At 61.6% G+C, this 17,163-nt stretch carries 19 protein-coding genes; all 19 read right to left on the minus strand.

Annotated features, from left to right (window positions below; genetic code table 11):
* Positions 1-69: 69 nt before the first annotated feature.
* Complete coding sequence (locus CU103_RS20125) at positions 70-327, minus strand: DUF982 domain-containing protein (protein ID WP_106665820.1); 258 nt, start codon at positions 325-327, stop codon at positions 70-72.
* Positions 328-425: 98 nt separating this feature from the next.
* Positions 426-989, minus strand: coding sequence for an FMN reductase (gene msuE / locus CU103_RS20130; protein ID WP_106665821.1), 564 nt, complete (start codon positions 987-989; stop codon positions 426-428).
* Between the two features lie 377 nt (positions 990-1,366).
* The gene (gene phnN / locus CU103_RS20135; RefSeq protein WP_106665918.1) at positions 1,367-1,930 is read right to left on the minus strand and encodes a phosphonate metabolism protein/1,5-bisphosphokinase (PRPP-forming) PhnN; all 564 of its coding nucleotides are present in this window, start codon (positions 1,928-1,930) and stop codon (positions 1,367-1,369) included.
* 5 nt (positions 1,931-1,935) lie between these two features.
* Positions 1,936-2,649, minus strand: a complete 714-nt coding sequence (locus CU103_RS20140; protein ID WP_106665822.1) for a DUF1045 domain-containing protein — start codon at positions 2,647-2,649, stop codon at positions 1,936-1,938.
* On the minus strand, positions 2,649-3,383 hold the full coding sequence (phnL, locus tag CU103_RS20145; RefSeq protein ID WP_106665823.1) for a phosphonate C-P lyase system protein PhnL: 735 nt from the start codon (positions 3,381-3,383) through the stop codon (positions 2,649-2,651). Before phnL ends, CU103_RS20140 begins: the two co-directional genes overlap by 1 nt.
* 16 nt (positions 3,384-3,399) lie before the next feature.
* Positions 3,400-4,203 carry a phosphonate C-P lyase system protein PhnK gene (gene phnK / locus CU103_RS20150; protein WP_106665824.1) on the minus strand — a complete coding sequence of 268 codons (804 nt, stop codon included), beginning with the start codon at positions 4,201-4,203 and terminating at the stop codon, positions 3,400-3,402.
* On the minus strand, positions 4,200-5,099 hold the full coding sequence (locus CU103_RS20155) for an alpha-D-ribose 1-methylphosphonate 5-phosphate C-P-lyase PhnJ (protein WP_106665825.1): 900 nt from the start codon (positions 5,097-5,099) through the stop codon (positions 4,200-4,202). Before CU103_RS20155 ends, phnK begins: the two co-directional genes overlap by 4 nt.
* Positions 5,096-6,205: a carbon-phosphorus lyase complex subunit gene (locus CU103_RS20160; RefSeq protein ID WP_106665826.1), complete on the minus strand. Its 1,110-nt coding sequence runs from the start codon at positions 6,203-6,205 to the stop codon at positions 5,096-5,098. Before CU103_RS20160 ends, CU103_RS20155 begins: the two co-directional genes overlap by 4 nt.
* Positions 6,206-6,841 carry a phosphonate C-P lyase system protein PhnH gene (phnH, locus tag CU103_RS20165; protein WP_106665827.1) on the minus strand — a complete coding sequence of 212 codons (636 nt, stop codon included), beginning with the start codon at positions 6,839-6,841 and terminating at the stop codon, positions 6,206-6,208.
* Complete coding sequence (gene phnG, locus CU103_RS20170; RefSeq protein ID WP_106665828.1) at positions 6,838-7,320, minus strand: phosphonate C-P lyase system protein PhnG; 483 nt, start codon at positions 7,318-7,320, stop codon at positions 6,838-6,840. Before phnG ends, phnH begins: the two co-directional genes overlap by 4 nt.
* 30 nt (positions 7,321-7,350) lie before the next feature.
* Positions 7,351-8,493 carry an alpha-D-ribose 1-methylphosphonate 5-triphosphate diphosphatase gene (locus CU103_RS20175; RefSeq protein ID WP_106665829.1) on the minus strand — a complete coding sequence of 381 codons (1,143 nt, stop codon included), beginning with the start codon at positions 8,491-8,493 and terminating at the stop codon, positions 7,351-7,353.
* Positions 8,494-8,546: 53 nt separating this feature from the next.
* Positions 8,547-9,821, minus strand: coding sequence for an alkaline phosphatase family protein (locus tag CU103_RS20180; RefSeq protein ID WP_106665830.1), 1,275 nt, complete (start codon positions 9,819-9,821; stop codon positions 8,547-8,549).
* A gap of 12 nt (positions 9,822-9,833) precedes the next feature.
* The gene (locus CU103_RS20185) at positions 9,834-10,667 is read right to left on the minus strand and encodes an ABC transporter permease (RefSeq protein WP_106665831.1); all 834 of its coding nucleotides are present in this window, start codon (positions 10,665-10,667) and stop codon (positions 9,834-9,836) included.
* 9 nt (positions 10,668-10,676) lie between these two features.
* Positions 10,677-11,618 carry an ABC transporter permease gene (locus CU103_RS20190; RefSeq protein ID WP_106665832.1) on the minus strand — a complete coding sequence of 314 codons (942 nt, stop codon included), beginning with the start codon at positions 11,616-11,618 and terminating at the stop codon, positions 10,677-10,679.
* Positions 11,615-12,583, minus strand: a complete 969-nt coding sequence (locus tag CU103_RS20195) for an ABC transporter ATP-binding protein (RefSeq protein WP_170117078.1) — start codon at positions 12,581-12,583, stop codon at positions 11,615-11,617. Before CU103_RS20195 ends, CU103_RS20190 begins: the two co-directional genes overlap by 4 nt.
* Positions 12,574-13,605: an ABC transporter ATP-binding protein gene (locus CU103_RS20200; protein ID WP_106665834.1), complete on the minus strand. Its 1,032-nt coding sequence runs from the start codon at positions 13,603-13,605 to the stop codon at positions 12,574-12,576. Before CU103_RS20200 ends, CU103_RS20195 begins: the two co-directional genes overlap by 10 nt.
* A gap of 5 nt (positions 13,606-13,610) precedes the next feature.
* Positions 13,611-15,143: an ABC transporter substrate-binding protein gene (locus CU103_RS20205; protein ID WP_245448901.1), complete on the minus strand. Its 1,533-nt coding sequence runs from the start codon at positions 15,141-15,143 to the stop codon at positions 13,611-13,613.
* A gap of 434 nt (positions 15,144-15,577) precedes the next feature.
* The gene (locus tag CU103_RS32540) at positions 15,578-16,450 is read right to left on the minus strand and encodes an ABC transporter substrate-binding protein (RefSeq protein ID WP_342588905.1); all 873 of its coding nucleotides are present in this window, start codon (positions 16,448-16,450) and stop codon (positions 15,578-15,580) included.
* Positions 16,401-17,138, minus strand: coding sequence for an ABC transporter substrate-binding protein (locus CU103_RS32545; RefSeq protein WP_280954615.1), 738 nt, complete (start codon positions 17,136-17,138; stop codon positions 16,401-16,403). Before CU103_RS32545 ends, CU103_RS32540 begins: the two co-directional genes overlap by 50 nt.
* Positions 17,139-17,163: the final 25 nt, after the last annotated feature.

Here is a 17,163-nt window from a genome sequence, read left to right on the forward strand (position 1 = left end):
TGCAAACCACGGTCGCTCTGGGAAATCGGCTGCAATGAACCGGCTCAGACGAGACCACGGAAATGCTGATTAAGCGCTCTTTTTCAGATAGTCGTGGAAGATGTTGGCTTCTTTCGCGGCACCAATGAATGCCGAACGCGCATCCGCAGCGCTCACTTTCCCTTCGAGGGCGTCAAAGCACAACTGGCGGGCAATCTTTAATTTGGGTCCGTCATGTATCGGCCATTTCATAAGCAGAAACTCGGCTGCTTGTGTGACGGAACAGATATTTATTGGCTTGCCCAGGCGGGCGGCTTCGATAGTAACTGGCGGGAATGCATTGATCATGCGCTAAAAACTTTCCTATGACATTCCGGTTCCACGCCGCTTCGCAAGATAATGCTCCAGTTTCTTCACACACATATGACGCGAAGAGATTGATCCCATTACTCCGCAGCGCTCGCGACGATGGACCTCTCTGCTGTCACAAAAGGCCGAACTTCAGTTACGGCCTGGGTGATCCGGGCGTTGATGTGGGCGGTTGCAATTTCATAGTCCAGAAAGTCGCGATCGACAGCAAAAACACCCGTCGGCAATGTGTGTGCCGTGAAGAAGCCGAAGAGCGGTCGCAGCTGGTGCTCGATAATCAACGCATGCCGGTCACTGCCTCCTGTGGCGGTCAGGAGAATGGGTTTGCCCTGCAGGGCCAGCGGATCGAGTAGATCGATGAAGTGCTTGAAAAGTCCCGTGTAGCTGCCCTTGTATGTCGGGGTTCCGACCACAAGGACGTCAGCCGCCAGAATCTTCTCGACAATGTGTGTTGAGGGAGCGTCAAGATCTTTGGCGTAGCGGGCCGCGCCAAGGCTGTCACCGAAATCAACCAGATCGAAAACTTCAGAAGCAAGCCCATATTGATGACTGATCCGGCTGACCACGTTGGCGACAAGTGATCGTGTTTTTGATGGGCGCTGGAAGTTGCCGGAAAGGCCGACGACGGTCGGATTGGACATGGGAGGATCCTTTGAAACAAAACAGCGCACACGCTGCCGCGCAGGAACACTAACAAGAGCCGTGAGATAAAGAAGAAATCCAAGCCCGAACTTCGCTACTATCCAGACAAAATATTCTCAAACAAGGCGCTCTTGTGGGACGACGCATGACGAGCATCAGGGAACAGACAGCGCATACGATTGAACGAGAGACCGGTTAGCGGAGGGGGGAAACCGTTTGTTCGATGCGATTGCGGCAGCAGGCCGCCAGCCATCCGATCCTTCCTCCGGGTACGCGCGCTACCTGCCTTGCAGAAGCTGCCATGCTCGGCCGCCCGCCAGGAAATAGCGCAGATGGCAGAGCCCGAATGGGGGACGCGTCCCCACCATGACTCGCCTCATTTCGCTCTGCCATCTCGTGCAATAAGCACCGCCAGAAGGCGCTCGCCGGCAACCTCCGGCGCACCCGAATTATCGATCTGCAGCACATCGTCACCTTCGATGCTTTGCTGCTTGCTCCGCAGCAGACGCTGCCTGATGCTCTCCAGATTTTCACGTCCCCGTTCGACCAGGCGCTTTGCCAATACCTCCATCGGTGCGGTGACGTTGACGACGAGCAGTTGCGGGTAGCGCTCTTGCGCTTCGGATAGAATGGCCCGGGAGCCGTTGGCGATGACGACATCGCCACGCTTCAGCCACGCGTCGATATCCGAGGGTATCCCATAAGATAGGCCGTGCGCCTGCCAATGCAGCGCAAAGGCACCTTTGATAACCCGCCGCCGGAATTCGTCATCGTCGACAGGTTCATGGTCCTCTCCGACCGCAGTCGGCCGGCTGATAACACGGCGCACGAAATGAACGCGCCGATCATTTTCAAGCCGGCCGCGCGCGTAGTCGATCAGCGTGTCCTTGCCCGCACCACTGGGGCCAACGACAAGCACAAGGCAGCCTCGGACTTCCATAGGCATCATACCGCCGACTTGAGGGGTGTGCGGGTCTTCAGCGCGAACTGCGATCGGACCACGAAATCGGCGTCACGGTGTTCCTGCACGAAAAGCGACAGGGTATCGATACGGTAGTCTTCAGAGAGATGCGGTTCGAACATTTCCTCCAGGCGCGCCCGCGTTGCCGCGCGCCGGTCTTCCGGCACACGATCGGTCAACGTCATATGAAACCGGAAGCGATTAAGCACATAAGGATAGCCCCATTGCACGAGATGGGCAGTCTCTGTCTCATCAAGCGGACTTTGCAGCCGCCGTTGCAGTTCCGGCGCGTTCATCGGCGCGCGGAATTGGTCGAACTCTTCAACGATGTGCGTTGCAAAACCGCGCAAAGTTGGAATGGGACTGGCGGGAACGAGCGCGAAGAAGCCGCCGAGAAGATCGATACGCAAAGGCCCGATCGGACAAGGGGACCGTGAGGCGGCAAACCTGCCGAGCGCCTGTTCCAGGTCCTCGACCAAGGCGCCTTCTCTCATCCGGAACGGTGCCTTGAGGGTGGCATGAAAACCATAGCGGCGCGGCTCTGCGGTTAAACGGACCTCCGCTTCCGGACGAGCGTCCCCGACAGGATCAGCGCTGAAGGCATTGCGGCCAAGCCAGGAACTCGCTGCTACGGTCAGTGGATGTTCCCGAGCCGGTGTGTAGTAGATGGCGTAGCGAGGACCGCATTGTTCGGACATCAACTCAACACCTCCGCCAGGGCAACAGCCGGCACAGTCCTTGTGGCCGTTTGGTTGCCTATCTCGAAGAGCCTGTCGGCAACGGCTTCTCGAACTTCCTCGTCATGGAAGATACCGACGATGGCGATGCCGCGCGATTTCGCCTCGTTGATCAGATCAACGACGGTCGCACGGTTGGCGGCGTCGAGGGATGCGGTCGGTTCGTCGAGCAGCAAGACCGGGTAATCCACGATGAAGCCGCGGGCGATGTTGACGCGCTGCTGCTCGCCACCGGAAAAGGTGGCGGGCGCCAGCGACCACAGGCGCTGCGGAATATGGAGCCGCATGAGCAATTCTTGTGCTTTCGCTGTCGCTTCGGCGGCGGGCATGCCGTTGGCGATGGCCGGTTCAGTGACGACGTTAAGGGCCCCGACGCGTGGAATGACGCGCAGGAACTGGCTGACATAGCCGATGGTGCTGCGGCGGATCTCGACGACCTCCCAGGGCTCGGCCGCCAAAAGATCAACGGTCTGGCCAAGGTGTTTGACCAGGATCTGCCCGGCATCCGGCTTGTAGTTGGCATAGAGCGAACGCAACAGCGTCGACTTGCCGGCGCCGGACGGCCCGTGCAAGCAGACGCATTCGCCGGCCTTTACCGTCAGTTCGACGTCGTCGAAGACCGGCAGGACGATGCCGCCCTGTGTGTGGAGCGTGAAGGTCTTGGTCAAGCCCTTGGCGTGCAAACGAATGGTCATGAGTTGTCCTTAAGTCTCAAACCTGCAGGACGGAGGAGACGAGCAGTTGGGTATAGGGATGATGAGGATCGTCGAGCACCTGGTCGGTCAGACCCTCCTCGATGACACGGCCACGCTGCATGACCATCAGCCGATCGGCGAGCAGGCGCACGACGGCGAGATCATGGGTGACGATGATCGCGGCGACGCCGAGCTCGCGCACGAGCCCGCGCAACAGGTCGAGCAGGCGTGCCTGGACCGAGACGTCGAGCCCGCCGGTCGGTTCGTCCATGAAGACGAGCCGGGGACGGGTGACGAGATTGCGGGCGATCTGCAGGCGCTGCTGCATGCCGCCGGAAAAGGTGCGGGGCCTATCGTCGGTGCGCGCAAGATCGATCTCGACCTTCTGCAGCCAATCCTGAGCTTCAGTGCGGATGTTGCCGTAGTGGCGGGCGCCGAGCGCCATCGGGCGTTCACCGATATTGCCGCCGGCCGAGACGTCGAGCCGCAGCCCGTCGCGCGGGTTCTGGTGGACGATGCCCCAGTCGGTGCGGGCAAGCCGCCGCCGCTCGGGTTCGCAGAGCGTCAGAATGTCGACCGGCCCGCGATCCTTCATGTCATAGCTGATCGAGCCGGTATCGGGCTGCAAGCGTCCGGACAGGCAGGCAAGCAGGGTGGATTTGCCGGAGCCGCTCTCGCCAACGATACCGAGCACCTCTCCGGGCCGTACCGCGAAGGAGATGTCTCTGCAACCAACCTGAGTGCCATAGGATTTAGAGAGGCCCGAGACTTCAAGAAGCGGTGGCTTAGGGGCGGGTTTGCGGAGCGCACTCGCTGTCATGCGTCTTCTCCTGCCGCCTTGTCGTCCGGTGCGCTAGCCGCCTCGGCCTGGCGGGTGTTGCAAAAGTCGGTGTCCGAGCACACGAACATGCGGGAACCGCGGTCGTCGGTGATCATCTCGTCGAGATAGCTGGTCGTCGAACCACAGAGCGCACATGAGCCTTTCCACGTCTGCACCTCGAAGGGATGATCGTCGAAGTCGAGGCTTCTGACGGAGGTGTAGGGAGGAACGGCGTAGATGCGCTTTTCGCGGCCGGCGCCAAACAGCTGGATTGCGGGATTGTTTTCCATTTTCGGGTTGTCGAACTTCGGGATCGGTGATGGAGACATCAGGTGCCTTCCGTTGACTATGGCCGGATAGTCGTAGGTCTTGGCGATGCGGCCAAAGTGGGCGACGTCTTCATAGAGCGTCACCTGCATGGCGCCATATTCGGCATAGGCATGCATCTTGCGGGTCTCGGTCTCGCGCGGCTCGATCTTTTGCAGGGGTTCGGGCTGAGGCACTTGATAGACGAGTACCTGACCCTCCTTGAGCGGTGTCTCCGGAATACGGTGGCGTGTCTGGATGATCGTCGCGACTTCGGTGGATTCGGTGACGGCGACGTCGGCGACCGTCTGGAAGAAACGGCGAATGGAGACGGCATTGGTAGTGTCGTCGGCACCCTGGTCGATCACCTTCAGCCAGTCGTCGGGCCCGATGACGGCCGCCGTCACCTGAATGCCGCCGGTGCCCCAGCCATAGGCGAGCGGCATTTCGCGACCGCCGAAAGGCACCTGATAGCCCGGAATGGACAGGGCCTTCAGCAGCGAACGGCGGATCATCCGCTTCGTCTGCTCGTCGAGATAGGCGAAGTTGTAACCGTTGTCGCTGTGGTTCATCGTCGTGCCGGCGCTCATTCGGCGACCTCCTTCATTTGTGCTTCAGCCCGGGTGACCGCGTGTTCGGCCCGCAATTGCCGGACGAGCGCCAGCTCGGCCTGGAAATCGACATAGTGCGGCAGCTTGAAATGCGAGACCATGCCGCTCGCCTCGACATTGTCCGTATGGGAGAGCACGAATTCCTCGTCCTGGGCCGGGTAACGCACGTCCTCGCCGAGTTCGCGGGCGCGCATCGCCCGGTCGACGAGCGACATGGCCATGGCCTTGCGTTCGTTATGGCCGAAGGCCAGACCATAACCGCGTGTGAACTGCGGCGGCGTGGCAGCCGTCCCGCGGAACTGGTTGATCATCTGGCATTCGGTGACGGTGACCTCGGCGACGACGATCGGGAACCCGAGCTCCTCAGGAACAATCTCGACCTCAATTTCGCCGACCCGCAGTTCGCCGACAAAGGGATGCGCGCCGCCATAACCGCGGACAGTCGAATAGGCGAGCCCAAGCATGAAGCCTTCGTCGCCGCGTGCAAGGTTCTGCAAACGCTGGTCGCGCCCGGCCGGAAAGCGCATCGGTTCGCGGGTAAGATCGAAACACTCGCCCGCACGATCGTCGCTTTCCGCCTCGATTAGGCCCTCGCTATCGAGGAGGTCGATCACACGCGGCGTGGCGCCGTCGAGCGGTTCGCGCGCAAGCTCCGCATTCGGCCGTTCGAGACCTTCGGCCGCCAACGCGAAGTCGAGAAGCCGATGCGTATAGTCGTAGGTCGGTCCCAGCACCTGGCCGCCAGGGATGTCCTTGAACGTCGCCGAGATGCGGCGGCGGATCGTCATCTTCGCGGTGTCGATCGGCTCCGACAGCGCGATCCGCGGTAATGTAGTGCGATAGGCGCGGAGCAGAAAGATCGCTTCGACCGCATCGCCCTGTGCCTGCTTGAGCGCCAGCGCGGCAAGCTCGCGATCGTAGACGGACCCTTCCGTCATCACCCGATCGACGGCAAGGGCGAACTGCTCGCTGATCTGGGCGAGCGTGAGTTCGGCAAGATCCGGATTGCCCCGGCGGGATTCCGAGATCAGTTTATGGGTGTTGAGGATGGCCTGTTCCCCACCCTTGACGGCGACATAGGCCATTTACGCCTCCACTTTGATGGTGCGCGGCAGGCCCATCAGGGCATTGCCGCAGGTGAAAATCACGTCGACGCCACGCGGATAGAGTTCGCTGTTCAGATCCCAGTCGGACCAGAACCACGAGGGCAACCCGTCGATGGCAACCCCGGCGCTCTCCTTGATGCCGGGACCGGTCCAGGTCGTATCGGGTCCGTCTGTGAAAGACTGGACCTGGATCACCAGGGTGGTCGAGCGGTCGGGATATTCGATTTCGCCGGAGGCGAATTCATGGAGGCGCGGCAGGTTGAGAGGATCGGTGACAATCGCGAACCGGGCCGTTGCGGTCTCGTCGATCAGCGGCAGGCCGCAATGGAAGCGTAGCCAGCTTGCCGCCTCGCCGGATTGCGCCTGCCGGTCGAGCCAGGCTGGCGTCTCGAAATCGAGGAGCGTCAGGCAGAGCGCCGCGGTTGCCGGTGAGAAGGGCCGCGGCGCCGCAAAGGTGCGGTCGAGCGGTACGATGCGGCCGGGATAGGCCGTCGCAACGAGGCTCGCGCGAAACACTCCTTGCGCGTCGAAGACCGGATCGGCAAAGCCGGGCTTCAGCGAAGTGCCGCCGGAGGAGACGGGACGCATGGATGGTGCTGAAGATATGACCGTCATGCCGGGTCCTCCCCGCGAACCATGGTGAAGAACTCGACCTTGGTGGCCGCGGCCTTGCGGCTTTTTGCGAGGCGCCGTGCTTCGGCTCGTTGCCGCAGGGGCTCGATCACCTTTGCCATGATCTCTTGATAGTGGTCCGGATGCTGCAACAGCGCATCGATGATTGCCGCAAGTTCCGCCTGGCGCTTGTCGCGCCCCTGGACGTAACCGTGTCCGACAGTGCCGTCTGCAAGCCGGATCGAAGCGCGGGCGACCGTCATCTCGCCGAGATTGAACACGTTGCCCGTGCCGCCGGCGCGACCACGCACCATGACCAGGCCGACATCAGGCACTCTCAGCCATTCAAACGCCAGTCCGGCTGCAAATGGCACGGCCAATTCCTCAAGCTCACTGCCGATACTGCGCGACAGAATGCCGAGCCAGTCGGAGCGCTGTGCGATGGCGGCCTGCTCCGCTTCGATCCTCGTTTTTGAGTTCATTGGTTTGTTTCCTTTGGCGCCTCTGCACCGTTAAAGATATTGCCGACCGGCGACCCAGATGTTGCGGATCACCGGCACGCCCTCAATGAGACGCACACGGATCAAGTCGGCGCGCATGCGCGGCGCGATGCGGCCGCGATCGGTAAAACCGATGAGGTCGGCGGGGTTCTTCGTCACCATGGCAATCGCCTCCGGGAGATCGAAGCCTTCCGCCGAGAGCGCAAACGCGGCATGCAGCAGGCTGCCGGGCACGTAGTCGGAGGTGAGCACGTCGAGGAGCCCTTGGTCGGCAAGCTCCATTGCGCTGACATTGCCGGAATGCGAGCCGCCGAGAATGATGTTCGGCGAGCCCATGACGATCTTCATGCCGCGTTCGCGCGCGCGCCGCGCCGCCTCGACCGTCGTCGGAAACTCGCTGATCGTGATGCCATCAGTGAACGATTCGTCGACGTCCGCGGCTGTCGTGTCGTCATGGCTGGCGATGCGGATATCGCGCTCGCGGCAGAGGTGTCCGATGGTCGAACGGCCCGGCGGGACATATTGCTGCTGGTGCTCGCGGCGCTCAGTGATGTAGTGCGCGAATTCTTCCTCTGTCCACACCCGGGCATTCTTCTTGCGGCGGAACTCCCGGTAGAGCGTCAGATTGTGCCACTGCCGCTGGCCGGGCGTGTGATCCATCATACTGACCAATCTCAGGCCGGGATTATCAATGTGCCGCTCGACGATCGACAGGAGGGCCGGATCGGAGAGCTCGCAACGGAAGTGGAAATAGTGATCGGTTCTCAGAAGACCGGCCGCACGGGCCCGGCTGAGCCCGTCGATTGCCTCATTCAGCATGGCGGTGCGGGCGCCGCCGCTGTCGTAGTCGCCGAGCGCGAGCGCATCGAGCACCGTCGTGATACCGCTGCCGAGCAGCTGCCAATCGTGTGCAAGCACGGCAGCAAGGGACGATGGCCACTGGACACTGGGCCGCGGTTGCATGAAGTGTTCGACGTTGTCGGTATGCAGGTCGATCAGGCCGGGCAGCAGGAAGTCGCCCTCTAAGTCGATGGCTTCCGCTTTCGGGGACCCGTCCCGTTCAAAAGAGTGAATGAGACCGTCGCGGATTGTGAGGCCAGCGTCTGCGACATGATGTTCGCACACGATTCGCGCATTGGAGATTTGTAAGCACATTGGATATCTTCTTCGATTTATTTCAGGTGCAGTTCACGATTGCGGGCGCCGCACTATGGGTGGCTCTCTTCTGTGATCAGGGACGGTCCGGCGTAAGGCTGCAACGGCAAGCCGAGCACGCGCGCGAGAGTCGGTGTGAACTGATCGGCATCCGCCTCCTCGATGATTTGCGGGGCAATGCCGGCGCCCGAAAGGATGAACATGCGATCGTCCTCAGGGCTGCCCGGTCGGAAACCGTGGGTCGAGATGAGCTGCGGACGACCCGTCGCCAGGAGCGGCCCGGATGCATCACTTCCGGACGCATCACTGGGCCGCTCTTCGAACGAATGCCGGGGTGGAGCGACGAACATCGCCACCCTACCGCGCAGGCTTTCCGGCACGTGATGGTCTTGCCAGAGCTCGACACCGTATGGCAAAAGCCGCTCGGCCACTCTCTCGAGATCGCCGGGTGTCTTGAGCGAAACGTAGAGGCTCGCGCCTTCCGTCATCCAGTTCATGTCGGGTATGATGGCTTCCGGAAAGATGGCGGTATCGACCGGGCCATGACCATGATCGCTGGCGACCGCGATGACGTAATCGTCGCTGCGCCCGGTGCGCTCCAGGACGGCGAGCAGGTTGCCGATCAGCATGTCGGCGAACTCCACCGACCAGATCCCCGCCGGGCTGTCGTAGCCGAGATAATGCTGGAACGCATCCGGCATCTCGATCTCCGTCAGCAACAGATCCGGCGCCCGGTCGGAGCCGAGCAAGGCAACGACTGCGCGGTTGAGAAACTGGTCGAGCGCCAGGCCCGAGATCAGATGCGGAGCCCCGCCGTCGGCCGCATCCTTAAACGCATCCATCTCCGTCAGCCCGGCCCGGGCGAGCCTGTCTTCAGGATCGTGGATCGCGCGTGACGCCGCCAACGCTTCCGGCGTGACCATCTTGCTGAAGCGACTACCTGTCATGTAGCCGCGGAGCCACCAGGGCGAGACATAGACCGATGCGTCCTTGGGATGGATCAATGCATGACCGATGCAGGCAACATCAAGGCCGGCGCGGCTGGCATGGGTTGCGATCGTCGGCGCCAGCAGGTCTTCGGCCAGCGGCGTCACGAAGGCGTCGCCACTGAAGATGTGGTTGCCATAAATACCATGGACCTGCGGACCAACACCGGTCAACATCGTGGCCCGTCCGGGAACCGAGGTGGCGGGAACTGTTGATTTCAGGCGGCGAACGCGCAAGCCCCGTTCCGCCAGCCGGCGCATGTTGGGCAGCCGATGCGCATGCTTTTCAAAAGTATCGGCGCTGACGCCGTCAACCAGAATGGAAATCAGTTTCTTCTGCATGGTAAACGTCCGTTACGTTAGGGTGGGATCGAGTTTGTCGCGCAGATAGTCGCCCAAAACGCTGACCGCGACGGCTGTCAGCACGATGACAATGCTCGGGGCCAGCAACATCCAGGGCGCGCGCGTGATGTATTCGCGGCCAGTGCCGACCATGACGCCGAGGCTGGTCATCGGCGGCTGGACGCCGAGCCCAAGAAACGACAAGCCGCTTTCGACGAGAATGATCTCCGGGAACGTCACCGTTGCCGCAACGAGAAGCGTTGCTGCGCTGTTGGGAAGAATGTGACGGAGATAGATGCGCAAGGGATGAGCGCCGAGCTGACGGGTCGCCCCCGCATACCCTTGAGAGCCGGCTGCAAGTGCAAGCCCGCGCGCGAGCCGCGCATTCCTTTCCCATCCGTAAAGGCCCATCAACGCCACGAACAGCGGCAGCGAGTTGCCGAAGAACGCCAGCATCGCCAGCGCGACGATGAGGAAGGGCAGCGACGCCTGAACGTCGATGAGCAGCAGCAGGAAATGCTCGACGATCCCTTTGAAGTAGGCGGCGATGAAGCCGATCGCGGTTCCGACGAGGACGCTGATGACGGTCGCGCCGAAGGCAATGAGCAGGCTGGTGCGGATCGAGTAATAGAGGCGCGACGCGACATCGCGGCCAAGATCGTCGGAGCCGAACAGGTGAACGACCGTGCCGCCGAACCCGAAAGGCGGCGACAGGCGGTGGCGCAGGTCCATGGCGGTGATGTCATGCGGAGCGATCAGCGGCGCGGTCACTGCTGTCAGCAGCATGAGGCAAAGCCAAAGCGATGCAAGCAGCGTCGAAAGGTCAATCTGTAACTTCTTTTGCATGTGGCGTCCTCAGTGTGATCCCTGGCGCGCATTTCTCAGCCGGGGATCGACGACGCCGTACAAGAGATCCATCGTCAGATTTGCCGACGTCATGGTGAGCGCCACGAGGAGGAGGATGACCTGCACGACCGCGAGATCGCGGTTGCCGACGGAAATGACGAGCAGTTGGCCAATTCCCGGCCAGCCAAAGACGTTTTCGACCAGCACCGCGCCGGCGACCTGCCCGCCCAGCATCAGGCCCAACAAGGTGAGGATCGGAATGATGGCGTTCGGAAAAGCGTGGTGGTAAATGACCTGGCGCCAGGTGACGCCCTTGGCGCTGGCGGCAACAATGTAGAGCTGTGAGAGAACCTCGATCATGGCGCTGCGCGTAAAACGCGCAATGACTGCCGCGCCGCCTGTGCCAAGCGTCAGCACCGGCAGGACAAAGCTTTGCCATTTATCGGCCCCGCCCGACGGGAACAGGCCGAACGTCACCGAAAAGATCAGGATGAACAGCAAGCCAAGCACGAAGCTTGGAACCGTGAAACAGAGCACGGTCAGCATCATCACCGACCGGTCGATCCAGCTGTCTCGATGCATGGCCGCATAGGCGCCGACCGGAATACCGATCAGGACGTTGAGCGCGAGCGCCGGCAGCATCAAGGCCAATGTCAACGGCATTCGCTCGAGCACAAGCTCCGCGGCGGGCTTGCCGGCCAGCATCGAGTTGCCGAAATCGCCCTGCAGCGCGCCCCAGAGATAACGAAGATATTGAACGTAGAGGGGCTGATCCAGTCCCCATTGCTGGCGAAAGGCTGCAAGATCGGGGGCGCGCGCGCCGGGCCCGAGAATCTGCAGGGCCGGATCTCCTGAAGCGCGCAGCACGAAGAATGTGAGCGTCACGACCACGATGATCGAGAGCGCGGCACGCAGGAGTTTCGGGCCGATGTAAGGGAGCAAGCTTGTCATGGATTTGACACCAAGTGGCAGGCGACCCGCCGTTCTGGTCCGAGGGTGAGGAGTTCAGGCGGCGTCTGCCGGCAGATATCCTTCGCCCGATCACAGCGTGGATGGAATGGACATCCCGATGGCCGCTCAGTGGGGCTTGGCGGCTCGCCCGGCAAGGGCAGATAATGATCGAAGCCGCCCGGCAGTCTCGGCATTGCCGACACGAGCGCCTGCGTATAGGGATGCAAGGGTTGATCGATGACGGCGTCGGCGCGCCCGTCCTCGACCACCTGGCCGAGATACATGACGACGATGCGGTCGCTGACATGGCGAACGACCCTCAAGTCATGGCTGATGAACAGGATACCGAGCCCAAGGTCCTGTTGAAGATCGACGAGCAGATTGACGATCTGCGCCTGGACGGAGACGTCGAGTGCGGAGACCGGCTCGTCGCAAACAAGAAGTGAGGGGCTTGGCGCAAGCGCACGCGCCAGCACCACGCGTTGGCGCTGCCCGCCGGAAAGCTGATGCGGATAAAGTGCGCGGTGATGCTCGCCAAGGCCAACGGCCTGCAAGAGATCGAGCACGCGCTGTCGACGGCTTGGCCGGTCGCCGATTTCATGGATGACCAAAGGCTCCGCAATCAGATCACCGACCGTCATCCGCCGGTCAAGCGCGGCGAGCGTATCCTGGTAGACAAGCTGCATGCGCTGGCGCCTTAAACGCCATTCGCGTGTGCCCGACGCTGCAAGCTCTTTGCCTTCGAAGAGGACGTGGCCGCTGTCGGCCTGTTCGAGGCCGAGCGCCAGACGTCCCGTGGTGGATTTTCCGCAGCCTGACTCGCCGACGACACCGGTCGTCTGGCCCTTTTTGACCTCGAGCGACACCTGGTCGACAGCGGTCAGAGATTTCCGCGATCCAAAAACTGTGTTGCCGATCGGATATCGACGACTGACCTTTTCGAGCTGCAGAAGCGTCATTGACATGCACCATCAGCGACGCGGATACAGCGGACGACGTGCTTCGCCGATATCGCCCGCATGTCCGGCCTCGTCATGGCGCATGCGCCATCAGCACTTCGGCAGCGTGGCGCATAGGCGCAGCCTGACGGCAAGACGCGATGCGGCGGGGCGCCCGGGATGGCGGTCAAACGGACACGCGGGCCGTCCGAGGGAGGGATCGCGCCAATGAGATCGCGCGTGTATGGATGTTGCGGCGTGTTCAGAAGCGTAGGCGTGGGCGCCTCCTCGACGAGGCGGCCGGCATACATGACGCAGACACGGTCACACACGGCGGCCACGGCAGCAAGATCATGGCTGATCATGACGAGCCCCATACCGGTGTCGCGCTGGATGTCCTTGAGGAGCAGCAGGATTTGCGCCTGCACGGTCGCGTCGAGCGCCGTCGTCGGCTCGTCGGCGACCAGGAGCTCGGGTTCACCAGCCAGCGCGATGGCGATCATCACCCGCTGGTTCTGTCCGCCTGAGAGTTCGTGCGGATAGGCATTGAGCCGGCTCTGCGCATCCGGAATGCCAACCTGGTCCAACAACCGTCGCGCCGCTGCGCGCGCTGCCGCGCCCGTGAGGCCGCGATGCAGGAAAAGTGCCTCGCTAATCTGGGCGCCGATGCGATGGACAGGATTGAGCGCACTTGCGGGATCCTGGAAGATCATCGCAATGCGGCCGCCGCGCACCCGATCGAGGACGGAGCTTTTGGCCCCAACCAGGTTGAAACCATCCAGACGCGCTTCGCCCATGACCTTGGCCGACTTTGGCAGGAGGCCAAGCACCGCACGCCACGTCACGGACTTGCCGCAACCGGACTCTCCAACGATACCGATCGCCTCGCCCTTATCAACGGCAAGGTCCACACCCTGGAGCACGGCGACACCGTTGAAGGATACGATGAGGCCGTTGACCGTGAGAACAGGTCGTTTGCGGCGACCGGCGACGTCCTGGCTGGCGAACAGCGCGGCTCCCGCGCTGTTCGCGTTAGGTGTATTCAGCATCGGGTTCACACCACAGGCTCGGACGGCAAGTTCGGGCCGAGCCACATCTGCGGCAATGGATTGGGCGTGAAGGCCAGGTCCGTCTTTTGCCCGTAGATGAACGGCATGGAGTGTAGCGGCGTGATGCAGGGGTCGTCGATTTCGACGATGTCCTGCATGCGCTTGAATGCGGCCTTGCGCTTGGCGAGGTCCAGCGTTGTCTCAAGCTGGTTGCCGAGCGCGTTGAACTCGGCATTGGTCCAGCCGCCCGAGGCCTGCAGGTCGTTGGTCGGACCGATGATCTGCCAGAGCATGGAGACAGGATCGGCGTAGAAGGCGCCGCCGGACGTGTCGTTGATGCCGCCGATATTGCCGACCTGATCCCAGTTCTCGCACATGATCAGCTTGACGTTGATGCCCGCGGCTTTCCACATCTCGACCAGAGCCTGGTTGTCCGGAAGCTGCATCGGGTAGTAGGTCCCGACGGTCGGATAGGGAATTTCCTCGCCCTTGTAGGACGACTTGGCCAGCAGCTCCTTGACGAGAGCCGGGTCGTAGGACACGCCCTTGCGCTCGGGATCATTGATGTCGCCGAAGATCGGCAACTGCCAGCTGGTCAGCGCCTTTGCGCGGCCGTTCCAGAGACCGTCAGCCAGGCCTTCCCGATCGATCGCGAAGGCGAGTGCGCGGCGCAGGTTCACATCCTTCAGGACAGGCGTCTTGAGCGGGGCGAAGGTGAGAAAGCGGAACCACATGGCCTCGCCCCCGGTGACGGTGAGTCCACTGACGCCCTCAATCTCCGAGATATGGTCCGGCGTAATGTCGGTGACGATATCGTAGTCTCCGGCTTTGAGGCCGGCGATGCGCGCGGCGATCTCGGGCAGCCGCTTGAAGCGGATGGAGGCGAACGGCGGCTGGCCGCCCCAATATTCGTCATGGGCGACCAGGGTGATTTCGTCGCCGCTGCGCACATCACCGATCTTGTAGGGTCCGGTGCCAATCGGCTTTGCCGCCCATGCGTCGTAGCTCGCGGCGGCTTTCCATGCCTTCGCACTGATGATCTGGGTGCCCCATGCCCCGAGCCGGTTTGCGAAGACAGGATCTTCCGTCTTGGTGAACAGGCGGATCGTGCGATCGTCGACCTTCTGCACGTTGGCCAGTGAAGAGAGGAAGTTGGCAACCACCGCTGCACCCGGCGCCTTGTCGCCGCGCAACCGCTCCACGCCAAGCGAGAACACCACGTCATCAGCCGTCATCGTGGATCCGTCGTGGAACTTCACATTGTCTCGCAGGACGATCTCGTGGGTCTTCGCGTCGATTTGCTTCAACGATGTCGCCAGAGCGAAGTTGAGGCGGAAATTGTCGTTGTAGTCGGTCCGTAGCAGCTGATCAAAAATACTGTACTGCACCCGCCAGGAGACGTTGGCGATGGAAGAACTGGCCACAGGCTCCAGGATCGTGCGCAGGTCCTGGACTGCGATGTTGAGGCTTGGCCGCTGGCCGCCGGCGGCCAAAAGCGAGCGCGGCAGTGCAAGAGCGCCAGCCGCCATGGCGGTCATGCTGAGAAATGTGCGACGTGATGTTTCCATGTCAAAAACCCTCTCTCTCTGGCGGACGAACAGGCAATCCGCTTCCAACCCGGGATATAGAGCAGTTATATGACAGTTTTATGTGGGACTATGACGGATTATGATGGAAACAAGCGTGGGTAGCGGTTAAATGGTGTTAACTAAACAAGACTGCCTGGCATTTCTTCCTCCGAAAAGGGTTCCGATGCTGGGTTATGACGGATTTTGCGGCAGGGATAGCGCGATGCCGACGGGGCGCCCGGTATGGCGGTGAACCGGACAGCGGGCCGTCTGACGGAGGGATCGCGCCCATGGGCTCGCGCGTCTATGGATGTTTCGGCGCATTCAGAAGCGGCTGGCGACGTCTGAACGGGCGAACAGCGCGGCATCCGCGCTGTTCGTGTTGAATGCGTCCAGCATCGGGTTCAAGCCACAGGCTCGGACGGCAACTGCGGGCCCAGCCACATCTGCGGCAACGGATTGGGCTTCCAGGAGATGTCCTCCTTTTGCCCATAAATGAACGGCATGGAGTGCAGTGGCGTGACGCAGGGATCTTCGATCTCGACAATGTCCTGCATGCGCTTGAATGCGGCCTTGCGCTTGGCGGGATCCGTCGTCGTCTCAAGCTGATTGCCGAGCGCATTGAACTCGGCATTGGTCCAGCCGCCCGAGGCCTGCAGGTCGTTGGTGGGCCCGATGATCTGCCAGAGCATGGAGACGGGATCGGCGTAGAGGCCGCCCCCGGACATATCATTGATGCCGCCGATGTTGCCAACCTGATCCCAGTTCTCGCACATGATCAGCTTGACGTTGATGCCCGCGGCCTTCCACATTTCGACCAGAGCCTGGTTGTCGGCAAGCTGCATCGGGTAGTACGTCCCGACGGTCGGATAGGGAATTTCCTCGCCCCTGTAGGACGACTTGGCCAGGAGCTTCTTGACCAGGGCCGGATCATAGGACACGCCCTTGCGCTCGGGATCGTTGATCTCGCCGAAGATCGGCAGCTGAAAGCCGTTGAGCGCCTTTGCGCGGCCGTTCCAGAGGCCGTCTGCGAGCGCATCCCGATCGATGGCGGAGGCAAGGGCACGTCGGAGATTGGCATCCTTCAGGACGGGAGTCCTGAGCGGAGCAAAGGTGAGAAAGCGGAACCATGTGGTTTCGCCACCAGTAACTGAAAGGCCGTTGACGCCGTCGATCTCCGCAATGTGATCCGGGGTAATATCTGTGACGATATCGTAGTCTCCCGCCTTAAGCCCGGCGATGCGCGCGGCGATCTCGGGCAGCCGCTTGAAACGAATGGAGGCGAACGGCGGCTGGCCGCCCCAATATTCGTCGTGCGATCAGCGTTATCTCATCGCCTGTTCGCACTTCGCCGATTTTGTAAGGACCGGTGCCGATCGGCCGCGCTGCCCACGCGTTGTAATTCCTCGCGGCCTTCCATGCCTTGGCGCTGATGATCTGGGCGCCCCAGGCGCCGAGACGGTCGATCAAGACCGGATCCTCCGTTCTGGTAACCAGACGGACGGTTCGATCATCGATCTTCTGCACATCGGCAAGCGAGGCAAGAAAGTTTCCAAACACTGCTGCGCCAGGCGCCTTCTCGCCCCGCAACCGCTCCAGGCCAAGCGAGAACACGACGTCGTCAGCCGTCATTGTAGAACCGTCATGGAACTTCACATTGTCGCGCAGGCCAATCTCATAGGTCTTCGTATCAATCTGTTTCAGCGACTTCGCGAGCGCGAAGTGCAGGTGATAGTTATCATTATAGTCGGTCCGCAGAATTTGATCATAAATACTGTACTGCACTCGCCAGGAAACATTGGCGTTGGAGGAACTGTCTACCGGTTCCAGAATGGTGCGCAGGTCCTGGACTGCGATGTTGAGGCTTGGCCGCTGGCCGGCTGCGGCCATGATGGACCGCGGCAATGCCATCGTGCTGGCGGCCAGGGCCGTCATGCCAAGAAATGTGCGACGTGATGCTTGCATGTCAGAAACCCTCTCTCTGGCGGAT

This window comes from Phyllobacterium sophorae, assembly GCF_003010965.1.
GTDB classification, from domain to species: Bacteria; Pseudomonadota; Alphaproteobacteria; order Rhizobiales; family Rhizobiaceae; genus Phyllobacterium; species Phyllobacterium sophorae.

Bases quoted from the DNA above. Each gene is read 5' to 3' on its own strand.
- CU103_RS20125 (WP_106665820.1), bottom strand. From the start codon at position 327: ATGATCAATGCATTCCCGCCAGTTACTATCGAAGCCGCCCGCCTGGGC.
- msuE (WP_106665821.1), bottom strand. From the start codon at position 989: ATGTCCAATCCGACCGTCGTCGGCCTTTCCGGCAACTTCCAGCGCCCA.
- phnN (WP_106665918.1), bottom strand. From the start codon at position 1,930: ATGGAAGTCCGAGGCTGCCTTGTGCTTGTCGTTGGCCCCAGTGGTGCG.
- CU103_RS20140 (WP_106665822.1), bottom strand. From the start codon at position 2,649: ATGTCCGAACAATGCGGTCCTCGCTACGCCATCTACTACACACCGGCT.
- phnL (WP_106665823.1), bottom strand. From the start codon at position 3,383: ATGACCATTCGTTTGCACGCCAAGGGCTTGACCAAGACCTTCACGCTC.
- phnK (WP_106665824.1), bottom strand. From the start codon at position 4,203: ATGACAGCGAGTGCGCTCCGCAAACCCGCCCCTAAGCCACCGCTTCTT.
- CU103_RS20155 (WP_106665825.1), bottom strand. From the start codon at position 5,099: ATGAGCGCCGGCACGACGATGAACCACAGCGACAACGGTTACAACTTC.
- CU103_RS20160 (WP_106665826.1), bottom strand. From the start codon at position 6,205: ATGGCCTATGTCGCCGTCAAGGGTGGGGAACAGGCCATCCTCAACACC.
- phnH (WP_106665827.1), bottom strand. From the start codon at position 6,841: ATGACGGTCATATCTTCAGCACCATCCATGCGTCCCGTCTCCTCCGGC.
- phnG (WP_106665828.1), bottom strand. From the start codon at position 7,320: ATGAACTCAAAAACGAGGATCGAAGCGGAGCAGGCCGCCATCGCACAG.
- CU103_RS20175 (WP_106665829.1), bottom strand. From the start codon at position 8,493: ATGTGCTTACAAATCTCCAATGCGCGAATCGTGTGCGAACATCATGTC.
- CU103_RS20180 (WP_106665830.1), bottom strand. From the start codon at position 9,821: ATGCAGAAGAAACTGATTTCCATTCTGGTTGACGGCGTCAGCGCCGAT.
- CU103_RS20185 (WP_106665831.1), bottom strand. From the start codon at position 10,667: ATGCAAAAGAAGTTACAGATTGACCTTTCGACGCTGCTTGCATCGCTT.
- CU103_RS20190 (WP_106665832.1), bottom strand. From the start codon at position 11,618: ATGACAAGCTTGCTCCCTTACATCGGCCCGAAACTCCTGCGTGCCGCG.
- CU103_RS20195 (WP_170117078.1), bottom strand. From the start codon at position 12,583: ATGTCAATGACGCTTCTGCAGCTCGAAAAGGTCAGTCGTCGATATCCG.
- CU103_RS20200 (WP_106665834.1), bottom strand. From the start codon at position 13,605: ATGCTGAATACACCTAACGCGAACAGCGCGGGAGCCGCGCTGTTCGCC.
- CU103_RS20205 (WP_245448901.1), bottom strand. From the start codon at position 15,143: ATGACCGCCATGGCGGCTGGCGCTCTTGCACTGCCGCGCTCGCTTTTG.
- CU103_RS32545 (WP_280954615.1), bottom strand. From the start codon at position 17,138: ATGCAAGCATCACGTCGCACATTTCTTGGCATGACGGCCCTGGCCGCC.